This is a genomic window from Delftia sp. DLF01 (genome assembly GCF_014852125.1).
Taxonomy (GTDB): domain Bacteria; phylum Pseudomonadota; class Gammaproteobacteria; order Burkholderiales; family Burkholderiaceae_C; genus Comamonas; species Comamonas acidovorans.
Genome location: NZ_JACVAZ010000002.1, coordinates 677,177 through 693,994, shown reverse-complemented (window position 1 = coordinate 693,994; position 16,818 = coordinate 677,177). Strand labels below are relative to the sequence as shown.

At 66.9% G+C, this 16,818-nt stretch carries 15 protein-coding genes; all 15 read left to right on the top strand.

The genetic code is table 11. The annotated features are described in order from the left end of the window. Positions 1 to 14 precede the first annotated feature (14 nt). The 15 genes from dapF to mraY all read left to right on the top strand — a co-directional run bounded on the left by dapF (position 15) and on the right by mraY (position 16,817). Positions 15 to 875 (top strand): diaminopimelate epimerase, encoded by an 861-nt coding sequence (gene dapF, locus IB269_RS11590; protein ID WP_013804117.1) that lies wholly within the window; start codon positions 15 to 17, stop codon positions 873 to 875. Beyond that, the gene (locus IB269_RS11585; RefSeq protein WP_012203384.1) at positions 872 to 1,585 is read left to right on the top strand and encodes a DUF484 family protein; all 714 of its coding nucleotides are present in this window, start codon (positions 872 to 874) and stop codon (positions 1,583 to 1,585) included. The genes dapF and IB269_RS11585 overlap by 4 nt, the downstream gene beginning before the upstream one ends. A gap of 14 nt (positions 1,586 to 1,599) precedes the next feature. Continuing rightward, positions 1,600 to 2,691 carry a tyrosine recombinase XerC gene (locus IB269_RS11580; RefSeq protein ID WP_192367205.1) on the top strand — a complete coding sequence of 364 codons (1,092 nt, stop codon included), beginning with the start codon at positions 1,600 to 1,602 and terminating at the stop codon, positions 2,689 to 2,691. Between the two features lie 134 nt (positions 2,692 to 2,825). After that, positions 2,826 to 3,941: a CobW family GTP-binding protein gene (locus IB269_RS11575; protein WP_013804115.1), complete on the top strand. Its 1,116-nt coding sequence runs from the start codon at positions 2,826 to 2,828 to the stop codon at positions 3,939 to 3,941. A gap of 531 nt (positions 3,942 to 4,472) precedes the next feature. Beyond that, on the top strand, positions 4,473 to 4,967 hold the full coding sequence (gene dksA / locus IB269_RS11570; RefSeq protein WP_012203387.1) for an RNA polymerase-binding protein DksA: 495 nt from the start codon (positions 4,473 to 4,475) through the stop codon (positions 4,965 to 4,967). 45 nt (positions 4,968 to 5,012) lie between these two features. Further along, the gene (locus tag IB269_RS11565) at positions 5,013 to 6,794 is read left to right on the top strand and encodes an STAS domain-containing protein (protein ID WP_192367204.1); all 1,782 of its coding nucleotides are present in this window, start codon (positions 5,013 to 5,015) and stop codon (positions 6,792 to 6,794) included. 124 nt (positions 6,795 to 6,918) lie between these two features. Then, on the top strand, positions 6,919 to 7,464 hold the full coding sequence (gene hslV, locus IB269_RS11560; RefSeq protein ID WP_012203389.1) for an ATP-dependent protease subunit HslV: 546 nt from the start codon (positions 6,919 to 6,921) through the stop codon (positions 7,462 to 7,464). Positions 7,465 to 7,581: 117 nt separating this feature from the next. Continuing rightward, the gene (gene hslU, locus IB269_RS11555) at positions 7,582 to 8,901 is read left to right on the top strand and encodes an ATP-dependent protease ATPase subunit HslU (protein WP_170962086.1); all 1,320 of its coding nucleotides are present in this window, start codon (positions 7,582 to 7,584) and stop codon (positions 8,899 to 8,901) included. Positions 8,902 to 9,269: 368 nt separating this feature from the next. Further along, positions 9,270 to 9,698, top strand: a complete 429-nt coding sequence (gene mraZ, locus IB269_RS11550; RefSeq protein ID WP_012203391.1) for a division/cell wall cluster transcriptional repressor MraZ — start codon at positions 9,270 to 9,272, stop codon at positions 9,696 to 9,698. Between the two features lie 15 nt (positions 9,699 to 9,713). Next, positions 9,714 to 10,643 (top strand): 16S rRNA (cytosine(1402)-N(4))-methyltransferase RsmH, encoded by a 930-nt coding sequence (gene rsmH / locus IB269_RS11545; RefSeq protein WP_012203392.1) that lies wholly within the window; start codon positions 9,714 to 9,716, stop codon positions 10,641 to 10,643. A 37-nt stretch (positions 10,644 to 10,680) separates the two neighbouring features. Continuing rightward, positions 10,681 to 10,965 carry a cell division protein FtsL gene (gene ftsL / locus IB269_RS11540; RefSeq protein WP_012203393.1) on the top strand — a complete coding sequence of 95 codons (285 nt, stop codon included), beginning with the start codon at positions 10,681 to 10,683 and terminating at the stop codon, positions 10,963 to 10,965. Next, a complete protein-coding gene (locus IB269_RS11535) occupies positions 10,962 to 12,710 on the top strand; it encodes a peptidoglycan D,D-transpeptidase FtsI family protein (RefSeq protein ID WP_192367203.1) in 1,749 nt (582 codons plus the stop codon). Before ftsL ends, IB269_RS11535 begins: the two co-directional genes overlap by 4 nt. Next, positions 12,707 to 14,236: a UDP-N-acetylmuramoyl-L-alanyl-D-glutamate--2,6-diaminopimelate ligase gene (locus IB269_RS11530; protein ID WP_192367202.1), complete on the top strand. Its 1,530-nt coding sequence runs from the start codon at positions 12,707 to 12,709 to the stop codon at positions 14,234 to 14,236. Before IB269_RS11535 ends, IB269_RS11530 begins: the two co-directional genes overlap by 4 nt. Next, positions 14,233 to 15,648, top strand: a complete 1,416-nt coding sequence (locus tag IB269_RS11525; protein WP_192367201.1) for a UDP-N-acetylmuramoyl-tripeptide--D-alanyl-D-alanine ligase — start codon at positions 14,233 to 14,235, stop codon at positions 15,646 to 15,648. Before IB269_RS11530 ends, IB269_RS11525 begins: the two co-directional genes overlap by 4 nt. After that, the gene (gene mraY / locus IB269_RS11520; protein WP_012203397.1) at positions 15,639 to 16,817 is read left to right on the top strand and encodes a phospho-N-acetylmuramoyl-pentapeptide-transferase; all 1,179 of its coding nucleotides are present in this window, start codon (positions 15,639 to 15,641) and stop codon (positions 16,815 to 16,817) included. The genes IB269_RS11525 and mraY overlap by 10 nt, the downstream gene beginning before the upstream one ends. Position 16,818: the final 1 nt, after the last annotated feature.

The following is a 16,818-nucleotide window of genomic DNA, read 5'->3' as shown; positions in this document are numbered from 1 at the left end:
GGGATAATCGCCGGATGCAGATCCGCTTTACCAAGATGCAGGGCGCTGGCAACGATTTCGTGGTCCTCGACGAAACCGCCGGCCCGCTGGGCCTGAGCGCAGCCCAGTACCGCTTCCTCGCCCATCGCCAATTCGGCGTGGGCGCCGACCAGATCCTCACGGTGCGGCCCTCGCCCGCCGAAGGCATCGATTTCGAATATGTGATCCACAACGCCGACGGCGGCGAGGTCGAGCAGTGCGGCAACGGCGCGCGCTGCTTTGCACGCTATGTGCACGACAAGGGCCTGACCGGCAAGTCCGTCATCCGCGTGCAGACGCTGGCCGGCCTCATTGCCCCCGAGCTGCATGCCGATGGCCGCGTCACCGTGGACATGGGCCAGCCCGTGCTGGAGCCCTCCCTGGTGCCCTTCAATAGTGCAGACCTTGTGCCCCGCCCGCTGGGTGCGGCGCAGCAATGGCCCCTGCAGCTGGGCGACGAGGCCACGGTCTGGATCGCCCCCGTTTCCATGGGCAACCCGCATGCGGTGCAACTGGTGGACGATGTGGACCATGCCCCCGTGGCCACCTGGGGCCCGCTGATCGAGCGCCATGCGCGCTTTCCCCAGCGCGTCAATGCGGGATTCATGCAGATCGTCGATCGCGGCCAGATCCGGCTGCGTGTTTACGAGCGCGGTGCCGGCGAGACGCTGGCCTGCGGCACGGGCGCCTGCGCGGCCGTGGTGGCCGGCATTCGCTGGGGGCTGCTCGACGCACGCGTCGATGTGCACACCCGCGGCGGCCGGCTGACCATCGAGTGGGACGGCGGCGCAGTGCGCATGACCGGCCCCGCAGAGTTTGTTTTTGAAGGACAGATCGAGGTTCCCGACCAGCCATGAACAGCACTACCGATATCGCCGTCACCGAAGAGACGATTGCCGACTACCTGCTGAACCATCCGGAATTCTTCGAGCGCCACGCCGAGATGCTCGCGCGTGTGCAGCTGGTCAGCAGCCACAGCCCGCGCACCGTCAGCCTGCAGGAACGCCAGGCCGAGATGCTGCGCGAGAAGATCAAGGGCCTGGAGCACCGCATCATGGACATGATGCGCCACAGCAGCGAGAACGCCTCCATCGGCGACAAGCTGCATGCCTGGAGCTGCGCCCTGGCCAAGGTCCAGGACCTGCGCGAGCTGCCCCACGCGCTCACGGCCAGCCTGCAGCATGTCTTCGAGGTGCCCCAGGTGGCCCTGCGCCTGTGGAACGTCTCCGGCGCCCAGACCAGCAGCATCTACACCATGGGCGTCAGCGAGGACGCCAAGTCCTTCGCGGCATCGCTGACCATGCCGTTTTGCGGCCCCAACATGGGCTTCGAGCCCGGCGGCTGGCTGGTCGATCCCGATGCGGCCCAGTCCCTGGCCCTGCTCACGCTGCATGACGGCGACAGCATCAACCCGGCCAATGCCTTCGGCATGCTGGTGCTGGGGTCTCCCGATCCGCTGCGCTTCGAGGCCACCATGGGCACGGAATTCCTCTCGCGCATCTCGGCCCTGGCCAGCGCGGCCCTGTCGCGCATGCGGCCCGTGCCGCTGACCCTGGCGCGCGGCTGACCGGCTGAAAGCCCATGCCGGGAGCATCGGACAGGGACGGGCTCCCGGAAGGCGATCTTCCGGCAGAGAACCTGGCGGCAGAAAACCTGGCGATGCTCCCCGCCGCCGTCCATGCCTATCTGGAGCATGTGCGCGTGCAAAAGCGCCTGGCCGACCGCACCTGCGCACTCTATGCGCTGGACATGGCCCGGCTTTGCACCATGGCCCGCGACGCCGGCCAGGAGCTGCTGGCGCTGCAGCCCGCCCACATCCGCCGCTTCGTGGCCCAGATGCATTCCCGGGGCCGCAGTCCGCGCGGCATTGCGCTCATCCTGTCTGGCTGGCGCAGCTTCTTCCGCTGGGCAGCCCAGCAATTGCTGGTGCCCTTCAATCCCGTCGAGGGCGTGCGCGGTCCCAAGGCCCCCAAACCCCTGCCCAAGGCATTGGGCGTGGATGACGCCGTGCAGCTGGCCGCCTTCAGCAACGCCGACGCCGACCCCTGGATCGAGGCACGTGACGCCGCCATCACCGAACTGCTCTACAGCTGCGGCCTGCGCGTGGGCGAGCTGGTGGGCCTGGACGTGGCGCCCGGCCATGACACGCAGCGCCAGGGCCGTGGCTGGATAGATTTGCAGGCCGCCGATGCCCATGTGCAGGGCAAGGGCGGCAAGCGGCGCACCGTGCCCGTGGGCGTCGCCGCGCTGCAGGCGCTGCAGCGCTGGCTGGCCTTGCGGGACACGGGCCTGGCTGGCGCGGCGGCCCAGGCGGCGCGGCAGGAGCCGGCGCTGTTCATCGGCCGGCGCGGCGAACGCCTGGGCGCGCAGTCGGTCTGGGCGCGGCTGCGCCAGCGCGGCCAGCAGGCCGGGCTGTCGGCCGGCGTCCATCCCCATGTGCTGCGGCATTCGTTTGCCAGCCACATGCTGCAGTCCAGCGGCGACCTGCGCGCCGTGCAGGAATTGCTGGGCCACGCCAGCATCTCGACCACGCAGATCTACACGCGCCTGGATTTCCAGCATCTGGCCCAGGCCTACGAGAGCGCCCATCCGCGCGCGCGGCGCCAGAGTGGGGACGGCAGCGACAGTGGCGATTGCAATGGAGATAGCGATGAAAAGGGCGGCCTCCGATAAAAAAGGCCAAGCCCTCTGGCAAAACGGCACTTGACAGGCTCGCTAAACTTATTCGGAACGTCTTTTTGACAAGGCCCGTCCATGGTGGACGGGCCTTGCCGCTTCCCTTTGCTGAATTTTCTGAAAGCAATCCCATGGCACTGATTCCCGTCACCATCCTCACCGGCTTCCTGGGCTCGGGCAAGACCACGCTGCTCAAGCGCGTGCTCAGCGAGTCCCACGGCATGAAGATCGCCGTGATCGAGAACGAGTTCGGCGAAGAGAACATCGACACCGACATCCTCAGGACGGAGTCCAAGGAGCAGATCCTGCAGATGAGCAACGGCTGCATCTGCTGCACCATCCGCGAAGACCTGCGCGAAACCCTGCAGCTGCTGGCCGCCAAGCGCCGCAAGGGCCTGGTGGAGTTCGACCGCATCGTGATCGAGACCACGGGCCTGGCCGATCCCGGCCCCGTCGCCCAGACCTTCTTCATGGACGACGAGATCGCCGAGACCTATCTGATCGACTCCATCCTCACCCTGGTCGATGCCAAGCACGCCAACCAGCAGCTGGACGACCGCCAGGAGGCGCGCCGCCAGGTGGGCTTTGCCGACCAGCTGTTCCTGTCCAAGACCGACCTGGTCAGCGAGGACGAGAAGAACGCGCTCATCCACCGCCTCAAGCACATGAACCCGCGCGCGCCCATCCGCGCCGTGCATTTCGGCGAAGTGCCCCTGAACGAAGTCTTCGACCTGCGCGGCTTCAACCTCAATGCCAAGCTGGACATCGATCCCGACTTCCTCAAGGAAGACGATCACGACCACGGACATGACCATGGCCACAAGCATGAGCATGACGAGCACTGCGGCCACGACCATGGCCATGAGCACGACGAGAACTGCGGGCACGACCACGCCCATGACCACGAGCATGGCGAGCACTGCAAGCATCCGCACCACCATCACCACGATGACGACGTCAAGAGCTTCGTCTACCGTGCCGACCGTGCCTTTGACCCTGCCCGCCTGGAGGACTTCCTGGGCGCCATCGTCAACATCTACGGCCCGCGCATGCTGCGCTACAAGGGCGTGCTGAACATGCAGGGCACGGAGCGCAAGGTCATTTTCCAGGGCGTGCACCAGCTCATGGGCAGCGACCTGGGACCGCAGTGGGCCGAGGGCGAAAAGCGCCAGAGCAAGATGGTCTTCATTGGCATCGACCTGCCCCAGGACATCTTCCTGCAGGGCCTGGAGCAGTGCCTGGTCTGAGTTTTTTGTGAACCTTTGTGGGCAATCGGATGGCTTTTTGCTGACATCTGAATGACACAGGGGCCGCCCGCATGCGTGGGCGGCCCCTTTGCATTCCTGTGGGGTATGTGCAACGGCTTGCGCTCCTGTAGAGCATCGATACAATCGCGCCCCTGAAGAGAGCCCCCAAGCCCAATGGACTGCCCCGCAGGGGTCGCCCATACCGTGAGGAGACAGCAAGTGAGCGCCGAATCCAGCAAGAAGCCGTCAGTGGCCGCACCGGCCCCGGCTGCAAGCCAGAAGGCCGCGGTCCGCACTGCGGTCGGCGTTGCCGACCTGGTGTCCCTTGCTGACCGCAAAAGGGCTCTTTGCACGCACGGCCGCCGCACGGCCTGGATTGCCGCACCCCGCCGTACGGGGAAGCCGGCAGGTTCCGCAACTGCGGCGATCGGCTGTCCTACACGGCATTCGACCCGGGCGCCCCGATTGACAGTACCATCCATGGCCCCGTCCGAAGCCCTCGGCGCGGACTAAGTTAGCGAAACCAACACTATGCCTACCACTACGCAAACGCCTTCGTCGGGATCGACGAAACGAGACCCCAAGCTGGCCAATGCCTGGAAGACCAAGTCGGTGGAAGAACTGACGGATGCCGAAGTGCTGGCCATGTCGGATGACGAATACATGAATGAGAAGCAGATGGCGTTCTTCCGCCTCAAGCTGCTCACTCTCAAGCACGACATGCACACCAACGCGGGTGAGACGGCAGAAAACCTGCGCGAGGACACCGTGGTGGTTCCCGATCCGGCCGACCGCGCCACCATCGAGGAAGAGCATGCGCTGGAACTGCGCACGCGCGACCGTGAACGCAAGCTGCTCAAGAAGATCGAGCAATCCATTGCACGCATCGACGCAGGCGACTACGGCTACTGCGACGAGACCGGCGAGCCCATCGGCGTGGGCCGCCTGCTGGCCCGCCCCACGGCCACGCTGTCGCTGGAAGCCCAGCAGCGCCGTGAGCTCAAGCAGAAGATGTATGGGGATTGAGTTGCAGCAACGGCCTGCAGGCCGTCGGTGCTAATCTGACTCGCCATGGCAAAAGAAGAGAGCAGCAAATCGGGGGGGTTGTTGTCCAAGGTGGTGCGCTTTGTGCGCCACCCTACGGTCAATTGGTCCGACCTCGACGGCCTGGACGGGGAGCAGGAAAGCCAGTACAGCAAGCAGGCGCTCAAGGAAATGATCGAGCGCAAGCGCCGCAACGATTTCGTGCGCAAGCGCGAGTTCGACCAGCTGCGCCGCCTGCGCCAGGCCGAGCTGCAACAGGCCTCCAGGCCCGGCAGCGCACCGGTCGGTGTGCCCGGCCCCGCCGCGCAGGGCTCGCAATTTCTCAGCAGCCTGCTGAGCTCCAAATCCTCCGGTGAACGCGCCGTCACGCTCAAGAAGATCGACGAGATCGAGGCCCAGATGTCCCAGCAATGGTGGCGGGGCAAGCAGGCGGCCGATGCAACCACCATTCCCATGGCGCTGCCTGCGGGCGGCAACCCCGCTCCGGCCTCGTTTCGCAAGCAGCCGCCGCCGTCTGGGCAGATTCCCATGCTCAGCGACGTGGTGCCGCCGGCCATTGCCTCGGCCGGCGACGTGGCGGCCTTTGCCACCACCTTGCCCATGAGCCTGGCACCTGCGCCGCAGGTGCCCTCCGTCTCGACGGCTCCCATCATTGACCCCATGCCCATGGCCCGCCCCCTGCGGCCATTGGAGGGGGCAACCGATTTCCTGCCCGCCTTCGCGGCCACCGAGGTCTCTCCGCCGCAGCCCATGGACATGGTGCCGCCCTGCTTCGTGGTGTTCGAGCACGATCCCGACCTGGAAGAGCCGGCCATCCTCTTTGCCAATGGCGAGGTGGATGGTGCCGAGCAGGGCATGCTGGAGCTGATCGACCGGCGCGATGTTCCCGCGCAGCTGCCGGTCTGGCTGGCCTTGCTGGACCTGTACCGTGCGGCCGACCGCCCGCTGCAGTTCGACAAAGCGGGCATCGAATTCGCGGCGCGCTTTGGCCGCTCCGCTCCACAATGGTTTGCGATGCCGCAACAGCGCACCGCCCCCGTGGTGTCCATGCCGGGCGCAGCGGCAGGGCGTGGCTTGCGCTGGAGCGCACCTGCACAGATCACGCCGAGTGCCGTGACGGCGCTGAAGGCCTCCCAGGCCAAGGCTTCCAGTCCCTGGAGCCTGGACTGGGCTGCCGTGGCCGGCATCGACGATGCGGCGGCCACGCCCCTGGAGGCGCTGCTGCAGCAATGGGCGGGCTCGCAGGGCGTGTTCGTGCTGCTCAATGCGGACCGGCTGCTGGCGCTGCTGGGCACGCTGGCTCCCTCGGGCGATTCCAGCGTGGATACGCTGTGGTGGCGGTTGCGCATGGCGGTGCTGCGTTTGATGAACCGGCAGGATGATTTCGAGCTGGTGGCGCTGGACTACTGCGTCACCTATGAGGTCTCGCCTCCCTCGTGGGTGGACCCGGTCTGCCAATGCCTGACGCAAGCCGTCGAAACCGAGGGCGCGGATGCGCCCCTGCAGGCAGGCATTGCTGCCACGGCGGACGCCGTGCGATTTGCGCTGGCCGGCACCATTGAAGGCGATGCCTCCACCTGGCTGGACCCGGTGCAGGAGGGGGCCAGCCTGGGCGAGCCCGTGTTCATCGACTGCACCCAACTGGTGCGCATGGACTTTGCGGCGGCCGGCTCCGTGCTCAACTGGGCTGCCCACATGCAGTCGCTGGGCCATGTGCTGCAGTTCGGCCAGCTGCACCAGCTGGTGGCGGTGTTCTTCAATGTGATCGGCATCCAGGAGCACGCGCAGGTCACTCCACGGCGGGACTGATCCTGCCGCGCGGCGGCTGCGCCACACCCCTTGCGGCAGGACGGCGCGCCCGCCGCGAAGAGCGCGTGGGCATTCTTTGAGCAGGCCCTTGAGAAGGCCGCCTTCGCCCTCATCTGGCACCGCTATGGAACAGTATCACGGCACCACCATCATCAGCGTGCGCCGGCAGACCCCCGAAGGCGTGCAGGTCGCCATCGGTGGCGATGGCCAGGTCACATTGGGCAACATCGTCGTCAAGGGCACGGCGCGCAAGGTGCGCAAGCTCTACCACGGCAAGGTGCTTGCCGGCTTTGCCGGCGCCACGGCAGACGCCTTCACGCTGTTCGAGCGCTTCGAGGCCAAGCTGGAAAAGCACCAGGGCCACCTGACGCGCGCAGCCATCGAGCTGACCAAAGACTGGCGCACCGACCGCGTGCTGCGCCGTCTGGAGGCCATGCTGGCCGTGGCCGACGCATCGGCCTCGCTGATCATCACCGGCAACGGCGACGTGCTGGAGCCCGAGCAGGGCATCGTGTCCATCGGCTCGGGCGGCGCCTACGCGCACTCTGCGGCCAAGGCGCTGCTGACCAATACCGAGCTGTCGGCCGAGGAGATCGTGCGCAAGTCGCTGGCCATCGCCGGCGAGCTGTGCATCTACACCAACATGCACCACACGGTCGAGACGCTCTGACACCCGCGCGGCGCCGGCTCGCCCAGCAGGCCGGCGATCGAAACGCACGGCATTGAAACTCACAGTCGCCAGCGGCCAGGCAACGGGGCTGGCGGCGCAATGCATCGAATACACACCATGTCCTCTGCCATGACCCCCCAGGAGATCGTCTCCGAACTGGACCGCCACATCGTCGGCCAGGCTGGCGCCAAGCGCGCCGTGGCCATCGCGCTGCGCAACCGCTGGCGCCGCCAGAACGTGGCCGACGGCCTGCGCCAGGAGATCACGCCCAAGAACATCCTCATGATCGGTCCCACAGGCGTGGGCAAGACCGAGATCGCGCGCCGCCTGGCGCGGCTGGCCGATGCGCCCTTCATCAAGGTCGAGGCCACCAAGTTCACCGAAGTGGGCTATGTGGGCAAGGACGTGGATGCCATCATCCGCGACCTGGCCGAGGTGGCCGTCAAGCAGACGCGCGAGGCCGACATGAAGAAGCTGCGCCTGCGCGCCGAAGACGCGGCCGAGGACCGCATCCTCGACGTGCTCGTGCCCCAGGCCCGCAGCGGCGAGGTGGCCGCCGACAACACGGCACGCCAGGTTTTCCGCAAGAAGCTGCGCGAGGGCCAGCTCGACGACAAGGAAATCGAGATCGATGTCGCCGACGCGCCGCCCCAGGTGCAGATCATGGGTCCCCAGGGCATGGAAGAGATGGCCGAGCAGCTGCGCGGCATGTTCAGCCACATGGGCCAGGAAAAGCGCAAGACGCGCAAGCTGCGCATTGCCGAGGCCATGAAGCTGCTGACCGACGAGGAAGCGGCAAAACTGGTCAACGAGGAAGACGTGCGCACCCGCGCCATCGCCAACGCCGAGCAAAACGGCATCGTCTTCATCGACGAGATCGACAAGGTGGCCACGCGCCAGGAGACCAGCGGCTCCGACATCTCGCGCCAGGGCGTGCAGCGCGACCTGCTGCCCCTGGTCGAAGGCACCAGCGTCTCCACCAAGTACGGCGTGGTCAAGACCGACCACATCCTGTTCATCGCCTCGGGCGCCTTCCACCTGTCCAAGCCCAGCGACCTCATCCCCGAGCTGCAGGGGCGCTTCCCGATCCGCGTGGAGCTGGACTCGCTGTCGGTCCAGGACTTCGAGGCCATCCTCACCCAGACCCATGCCTCCCTGGTCAAGCAGTACCAGGCGCTGCTGGCCACCGAAGGCGTCACGCTGGAATTCACGCCCGAAGGCATCACCCGGCTCGCCGGCATCGCCTTCGATGTCAACGAGCGCACCGAGAACATCGGCGCGCGCCGCCTGTCCACCGTGCTCGAGCGCCTGCTGGACGAGGTCAGCTTCGACGCGGCCAATCTGTCGGGCCAGACCATCTCCATCGACGCGGCCTACGTGGACCAGCGTCTGCAGTCCCTGAGCCAGGACGAAGACCTCTCGCGCTTCATCCTCTGAAACGGGCCGGCTGCCGCGCAGCCGCCACCGAAGTGACTGCCCGCATTGCCGGGCAGTCACTTTTTGTAGGAGGGTTGCCCGAGTTGCAACCGGTCGCCAGCGAATTGAATCGTTGCAATTGCATGCAGGCTTTGAGAGATCACTTGCAGTCAGTCCTCTAAGTACTTGTAAAGCCAGGGATTTTTGTCACCACTCACATTGCATTCGGCTTCTAAGTTGTTGATTTCATTGCAAATAATTGTCCATTCCCGGGTTGTGAAACGCCAAATTGCTGCTACAGTGCAAAAAAGTGCAATTAAGTGGTGAAAGTTGCCTTTGTGCCCCGATTTCCGGGACGCGATGGCTCCAACCGACCGGGGTGACTGACCGTGTTTCAAGGGGCGTCCTCGCTGAATCTCGATGGAAAGGGGCGGCTGTCTGTGCCGACCCGGCATCGTGACGCCCTTGTGGCCATGGCCCAGGGCCAGGTCACCCTCACCAAACATCCCCACGGTTGCCTGATGCTGTTCCCGCGCACGGAGTGGCTGCAGTTCCGCGAGCGGATCGCGCAACTGCCCATGTCGGCGCAGTGGTGGAAGCGCATCTTCCTGGGTAACGCCATGGACGTGGACATGGATGCCACCGGCCGCGTGCTGGTGTCGCCCGAGCTGCGTGAAGCCGTGGGTCTGACCAAGGAGGTCGTGCTGCTGGGCATGGGCAACCATTTCGAGCTGTGGGACAAGGCCACTTATGAGGCACATGAAGCGAAGGCCATGCAGGAAGAAATGCCTGCGGCCTTCCAGGATTTTGCTTTCTAGGAAAGAGGCGTTTTCTTGAATCAGCCGTTGCAACACATCACCGTTTTGCTCGACGAGGCCGTCGATGCGCTGCTGGACGGCGCCGCACAGCCCGTTGCCGGGCAATGGGTGGACGCGACCTTCGGGCGAGGCGGGCATTCCCGGCGCATCCTGCAGCGGCTGGGGCCGGATGGGGCCTTGCTGGCGTTCGACAAGGACCCGGACGCGATCGAAGAGGCAGCGCGCATCACCGATGCGCGTTTTTCGATTCGGCACGAAGGGTTTCGCCACCTCAGCGAGCTGCCGGCCGGCAGCGTGCAGGGCGTGCTGATGGACCTGGGCGTGAGCTCTCCCCAGATCGACAACCCCGAGCGTGGCTTCAGCTTCCGCTTCGAGGGTCCGCTGGACATGCGCATGGACACCACGCGCGGCCAGAGCGTGGCGGACTGGCTGGCGGAAGCCGATGCCCAGCAGATTGCGGAGGTGATACGTGACTACGGCGAAGAACGGTTTGCTGGCCCCATTGCAAAGGCGATTGTTGCTCGGCGCGAAAGCCAGGGGCCCCTTCGCAACACCGCGGAGCTTGCCGAGCTCGTGGCTGGCGCGGTCCGGACCCGCGAGGCTGGGCAGAACCCAGCGACACGCACATTCCAGGCTCTTCGGATTTTCATCAATGCCGAGCTTGAAGAGCTCGAACAGGCGCTAGAGGCCAGCCTGCGCGTGCTGGCGCCGGGCGGACGCCTGGTGGTGATCAGCTTCCACTCGCTGGAGGACCGCATCGTCAAGCAGTTCATCGCCAAGCACTCCAAGGAAGTCTATGACCGGCGCGCACCCTTTGCCGTGCCCACGCCCATGCGCCTTGAAGCGCTGGGCCGCATCAAGCCCAGCGAGGCCGAGGTCGCCGCCAATGCGCGCTCGCGCTCTGCCGTGATGCGCGTGGCCCGCCGCACCGGGGTGCCTGCATGAAGCGCATGCACCGTCTGGCGCAAGAGGAGGGCGTGGCATGCTGCGCCTGAACCTCGTGCTGCTGCTGGCGGTGATGGCCAGCGCCATCTTTCTGGTGCACAACCAGTACGAATCGCGCCGCCTGTTCACCGAACTGGACCGCGCCGTGGCCGAATCGCGCCGCCTGGCCACCGAGCAGCAGCGCCTGCAGGTGGAAAAGCGCGCCCAGGCCACGCCACAGCGCATTGAGGTCATGGCGCGCGAGCGCCTGCAGATGAAGCCGGCCACGCCGGCCATCGCCCAGTACGTCAATGACGATGCGCGCACCGGAGTGGCTCCATGACGCGCAGCGTGCTCTACACCTCCAGTCCGCTGCTGGCGTCCAAGACACCCCTGTGGCGCAGCAAGATGATCGTGGCCATGCTGGGCCTGGGCTTTGTCGGCCTGGGCGCGCGCGCAGCCTACGTGCAGGTGTTCGGCAACGACTTCTTCCAGCGCCAGGGCCAGGTGCGCTTTGCGCGCACGCTGGAGCTGCCGGCCAACCGTGGCCGCCTGCTGGACCGCAATGGACTGATCCTGGCCTCCAGCGTGCCGGCCGCCAGCATCTGGGCCATTCCCGAAGATGTCGAGCAGGACGACCCCGAGGTCAAGGCCAAGCTCAAGCAGCTGGCCGCGCTCATGGAGATGCCGCTGCCCGCGCTGATGGAAAAGCTGGCCGACGAGGACAAGACCTTCGTCTGGATCAAGCGCCAGCTCGACTGGGACGTGGGCCAGCAGATCCATGCCCTCAACATCAAGGGCATCTACCAGCGCAAGGAATACAAGCGCCAGTACCCGGAAGGCGAATCGGCCGCCCACATCGTGGGCTTCACCAATGTGGAAGACCATGGCCAGGAAGGCATGGAGCTGGCCTTCGACAAGGAGCTCGGCGGCAAGCCCGGCTCGCGCCGCGTGATCAAGGACCGCCTGGGCCGCGTGGTCGAGGGCGTGGGCGAGGAAGTGCCGCCTCAGGACGGCCGAGACATCCAGCTGTCCGTGGACAGCAAGGTCCAGTACTTCGCCTACCAGAAGCTCAAGGAGCAGGTCATCGCGCACAAGGCCAAGGCGGGCAGCGTGGTGGTCATGGATGCGCACACCGGCGAATTGCTGGCCCTGGCCAACTACCCCAGCTACGTGCCCGACAAGCGCAAGAACCTGACGGGCGAGCAGCTGCGCAACCGCGCCATCACCGACACCTTCGAGCCCGGCTCGACCATGAAGCCCATCACCATCGGCCTGGCGCTGGAGTCGGGCCGGTTCAAGCCGGAAACGCCCATCGACACCACGCCGGGCCGCGTCAACGTCACGGGCTCGACGATTTCCGACACCCACAACTACGGCCTGCTCACCGTGGCCGGCGTGATCCAGAAGTCCAGCAACGTGGGCACGACCAAGATCGCGCTGCAGATGCCGGCCAAGGAAATGTGGGAAACCTTCTCGGCCGTGGGCTTCGGCCAGAAGCCGCAGATCTCCTTCCCCGGCGCCGCCAGCGGTCGCCTGCGTCCCTACAAGACCTGGAGGCCGGTGGAGCAGGCCACCATGGGCTATGGCTACGGCCTGTCCGCCAGCCTGCTGCAGATGACGCGCAGCTACACCGTCTTTGCCAACGGCGGGCGCGTGATCCCGGCCACCATGGTCAAGACCGACGAGCCGCCCGTGGGCGTGCCCGTGTTCTCGCCGCGCACGGCCAACGAGGTGCGCAAGATGCTGGCCCTGGCGGCCGGCCCCGGCGGCACGGGCCAGCGCGCCCAGACCATCGGCTACTCGGTGGGCGGCAAGTCGGGCACGGCCCGCAAGCAGCAGGGCAAGGGCTATGCCGCCGGCAAGTACCGCGCCTGGTTCACGGGCATGGCGCCCATCGAGAACCCGCGCATCATCGTCGCCGTGATGGTGGACGAGCCCAGTGCCGGCACCATCTACGGCGGCACCGTGGCGGCACCCGTGTTCGGTGAAGTGGTGCAGCAGACGCTGCGCCTGATGGGCGTGCAGCCCGATATGGAAGTCAAGCCCTTGATCGTCGCCAACCCCGTGGAGGAGCCCTCGCTATGAGTTCCTCCCAAGCCCTGCGGGTGCTGTCCACGGCCACCGAGGCTGTCCAATGGCTGGCCGCCCGCCTGCAAGGCAGCGGCACGCTGCAGACCGACAGCCGCAAGGTCCGGTCCGGCGACGCCTTCATCGCCTGGCCCGGCGCGGCCACCGATGGCCGCGCCCATGTGGCCTCGGCCCTGGAGCGCGGTGCCATGGCCTGCCTGGTCGAAGCGCAGGGTGTCGAAGCCTTCGGTTTTTCCGGCGAGCACATCGCGGCGCTGCCCGGCCTCAAGGCCGCCACGGGCTTGATCGCCGACCAGTGGTTCCAGCATCCCAGCGCCCAGATCGACGTGCTGGCCGTGACCGGCACCAATGGCAAGACCACCACCGCCTGGTGGCTGGCGCACGCGCTGGCCCAGGTGAAGCTGCAGGAACGCAGCGGCTGCGCCCTGGTGGGCACGCTGGGCGTGGGCATTCCGCCCGCCATGGAATCCACGGGCATGACCACGCCCGACCCGGTGCGGCTGCAGCGCGCGTTTCGCGAGTACGCCGATGCGGGCCTGGCGGCCTGCGCCATCGAGGCGTCGTCCATCGGCATCGTCGAGCACCGGCTGGACGGCACGCGCATCCGCGTGGCGCTGTTCACCAATTTCACGCAGGACCACCTCGACTACCACGGCAGCATGCAGGCCTACTGGGATGCCAAGGCCGCGCTGTTCGACTGGCCCGGCCTGCAGGCCGCCGTCGTCAATGTGGACGACGCGCATGGCGCACGCCTGTGGGCCACGCTGCAGTCGCGCAAGCAGCCTGCCGCGCTCGACGTCTGGAGCATTTCCATCGAAGGCGCGGCGCGCCTGCAGGCCAAGGACATTGCGCTGGGTGCCGAGGGCCTGAGCTTCACCGTGATCGAGGCCGGCCACAGCCTGCGCATGCACACGCGCATGGTGGGCCAGTACAACGTATCCAACCTGCTGGGCGTGCTGGCCGCGCTGCGCTGCCTGGGCCTGACCCTGGACCAGGCCGTTGCGGCCTGCGCCCACCTGGAGCCCGTGCCCGGCCGCATGCAGCAGATCGTCCAGCCCGGCCAGCCGCTGGTGGCCGTGGACTACGCCCACACGCCCGATGCGCTGGACAAGGCCCTGCGTGCCCTGCGCCCGGCCGCCGAGCAGCGCCGTGGCCGGCTGTGGTGCGTGTTCGGCTGCGGCGGCGACCGCGATGCCACCAAGCGGCCGCTCATGGGGCAGGCCGCCCAGAAGAATGCCGACTGTGTGCTGGTCACCAGCGACAACCCGCGCAGCGAAGTGCCCGACCGCATCATCGACCAGATCCTGGCCGGCATGCAGCCGGGCGAGAACCTGCAGTCCCAGGCCGATCGCGCAGCGGCCATCGCCCAGGCGATTGCGCACGCCAGCGAACGCGACGTGGTGCTGATCGCCGGCAAGGGACATGAGGACTACCAGGAGACGGCGGGCCAGCGCCATCCGTTCTCCGACATGGCCGAGGCGCACAAGGCGCTGGCGGCCCGCGAAGGAAAGAAGCGGTCATGATGACCTTGCAACAAGCGCTGGAGCTGATCCAGTCGCATATCCCCCAGGCACGGCTGGTCGGCAACGGCCAGGCCGTGCTCACGCGCGTGCACACCGACACCCGCACGCTGCAGGCCGGGGATCTGTTCGTCGCCTTGAAGGGCGAGCGTTTCGATGCCAACCAGTTCCTGGCCCAGGCCCGCGAGGCCGGCGCTGCCGCAGCCCTGGCCCATGGCGGCCTGGAGGCCGCAGGCCTGTCCGGCATCGAGGTGCCCGACTCGCTGGCCGCTCTGGGTGCGCTGGCCACGGCCTGGCGCGCGCGCTTTGCGCTGCCGCTGATTGCCGTCACCGGCAGCAACGGCAAGACCACGGTCACGCAGATGGTGGCCTCCATCCTGCGCGCCCACGCGGGCGAGGCGGCCCTGGCCACGCGCGGCAACTTCAACAACTCCATCGGCCTGCCGCTGAGCCTGATGCGCATGACCGCCCAGCACCGCGTGGCCGTGCTGGAGATGGGCATGAACCATCCCGGCGAGATTGCCGAGCTGGCCGCCATCGGCCAGCCCACGGTGGCCCTGGTCAACAACGCGCAGCGCGAGCACCAGGAATTCATGCACACGGTCGAGGCCGTGGCGCGCGAGAACGGCAGCGTGCTGCTGTCCCTGCCCGCCGACGGCGTGGCCGTGTTTCCGGCCGGCGACACCTACACGCCGCTGTGGCGCGAGCTGGCCGCTGCGCGCCAGTGCCTGCTGTTCGGCGAGTCTGCCGATGGCGCCCAGGTCCATGCGCGCGATGCGCTGTGGCTGGGCGATGCCTGGCAGTTCACCCTGGTCACGCCCGAGGGCGAGGCCCCGGTGCGCCTGCACATTGCCGGCCGCCACAACGTGCGCAATGCGCTGGCCGCTGCGGCCTGCGCCCAGGCAGCCGGTGTGCCGCTGGCCGACATTGCACGCGGCCTGAGCGTGTTCGAGCCCGTGCAGGGCCGTTCGCGCGCACTGGGCGTTTCGGTGCAGGGCCGCACGGTCACCGTGATCGACGACAGCTACAACGCCAATCCCGACTCGGTGGCCGCGGCCATCGAGGTGCTGCGCGAACTGCCCGCTCCCCAGCTGCTGGTGCTGGGCGACATGGGCGAGGTCGGCGACCAGGGGCCGCAATTCCATGCCGAGGCTGGCGCGCTGGCGCGCAGCCTGGACATTGCCCGGCTGTTCACGCTGGGCGCGCAAAGCACATCCGCCGCCACCGCATTCGGTGCAGGTGCGCGGCATTTTGAAGACATGGCCTCGCTGCAGCAGGCAGCCTGTGCCGCGCTGCCCGAGGTGGGCAGCATTCTGGTCAAGGGTTCGAGGTTCATGAAGATGGAGCAGGTGGTTCAGGCGGTCGAGGCGGCCGGCAAGGATGGCGGTTGCAAGAAGGAGGCCGCATGCTGCTGATGCTGTCCCAATGGCTGCAGGGCCTGTCCCCCGAGTTCGGCTTTCTGCGCGTCTTCCAGTACCTCACGATGCGCGCCGTGATGGCCGCGCTCACGGCCCTGGTCATCGGGCTGCTGGCCGGGCCGCGCCTGATCCGCATGCTGACCTCGCTCAAGATCGGCCAGCCCGTGCGCGGCTACGGCATGGAGACCCATCTGGCCAAAAGCGGCACGCCCACCATGGGCGGGGCGCTGATCCTGCTGTCCATTGCCGTTTCCACGCTGCTGTGGTTCGACCTGTCCAACCGCTTCGTCTGGATCGTGCTGCTGGTCACGCTGGGCTTTGGCACCATCGGCTGGGTGGACGACTGGCGCAAGGTGGTCAACAAGGACCCCGAAGGCATGCGCTCGGGCGAGAAGTACTTCTGGCAGTCCGTCATCGGCCTGCTGGCCGCGCTGTACCTGGTGTTCTGCATTTCCGAGAACTCCAATGCCCAGGTCTTCGAGCTGTTCGTCACCTGGGTGCAGTCCGGCTTTGCGCTGGACCTGCCGCCCAAGGCGGGCCTGCTCGTGCCTTTCTTCAAGGAAGTCAGCTACCCGCTGGGCGTGCTGGGCTTCGTGATCATGACCTACCTGGTCATCGTGGGCGCCAGCAATGCCGTGAACCTGACCGACGGGCTGGACGGCCTGGCGATCATGCCCGTGATCATGGTGGGCTCGGCCCTGGGCATCTTCGCCTACGTCACCGGCAATGCCGGCTACGCCAAGTACCTGCTGTTTCCGCACATCCCGGGTTCGGGCGAGCTGCTGGTGTACTGCGCGGCCATGGCCGGCGCGGGCCTGGCCTTCCTCTGGTTCAACGCCCACCCGGCCCAGGTGTTCATGGGCGACGTGGGGGCGCTGGCGTTGGGCGCCTCGCTGGGCACCATTGCCGTCATCGTGCGCCAGGAAATCGTGCTGGCCATCATGGGCGGCATCTTCGTGGTGGAGGCGCTGTCGGTGATGCTGCAGGTCACCTGGTTCAAGTTCACCAAGAAGCGCTATGGCCAGGGACGCCGCCTGCTCAAGATGGCGCCGCTGCACCACCACTTCGAAAAGAGTGGCTGGAAGGAGACCCAGGTCGTGATCCGCTTCTGGATCATCACCATGCTGCTGTGCCTGCTGGGCCTGTCCACGCTGAAGCTGAGGTGAG

Bases quoted from the DNA above. Each gene is read 5' to 3' on its own strand.
- hslV (WP_012203389.1), top strand. From the start codon at position 6,919: ATGGAACAGTATCACGGCACCACCATCATCAGCGTGCGCCGGCAGACC.
- IB269_RS11575 (WP_013804115.1), top strand. From the start codon at position 2,826: ATGGCACTGATTCCCGTCACCATCCTCACCGGCTTCCTGGGCTCGGGC.
- IB269_RS11525 (WP_192367201.1), top strand. From the start codon at position 14,233: ATGATGACCTTGCAACAAGCGCTGGAGCTGATCCAGTCGCATATCCCC.
- dksA (WP_012203387.1), top strand. From the start codon at position 4,473: ATGCCTACCACTACGCAAACGCCTTCGTCGGGATCGACGAAACGAGAC.
- IB269_RS11565 (WP_192367204.1), top strand. From the start codon at position 5,013: ATGGCAAAAGAAGAGAGCAGCAAATCGGGGGGGTTGTTGTCCAAGGTG.
- IB269_RS11535 (WP_192367203.1), top strand. From the start codon at position 10,962: ATGACGCGCAGCGTGCTCTACACCTCCAGTCCGCTGCTGGCGTCCAAG.
- IB269_RS11585 (WP_012203384.1), top strand. From the start codon at position 872: ATGAACAGCACTACCGATATCGCCGTCACCGAAGAGACGATTGCCGAC.
- ftsL (WP_012203393.1), top strand. From the start codon at position 10,681: ATGCTGCGCCTGAACCTCGTGCTGCTGCTGGCGGTGATGGCCAGCGCC.
- IB269_RS11530 (WP_192367202.1), top strand. From the start codon at position 12,707: ATGAGTTCCTCCCAAGCCCTGCGGGTGCTGTCCACGGCCACCGAGGCT.
- IB269_RS11580 (WP_192367205.1), top strand. From the start codon at position 1,600: ATGCCGGGAGCATCGGACAGGGACGGGCTCCCGGAAGGCGATCTTCCG.
- hslU (WP_170962086.1), top strand. From the start codon at position 7,582: ATGTCCTCTGCCATGACCCCCCAGGAGATCGTCTCCGAACTGGACCGC.
- mraY (WP_012203397.1), top strand. From the start codon at position 15,639: ATGCTGCTGATGCTGTCCCAATGGCTGCAGGGCCTGTCCCCCGAGTTC.
- dapF (WP_013804117.1), top strand. From the start codon at position 15: ATGCAGATCCGCTTTACCAAGATGCAGGGCGCTGGCAACGATTTCGTG.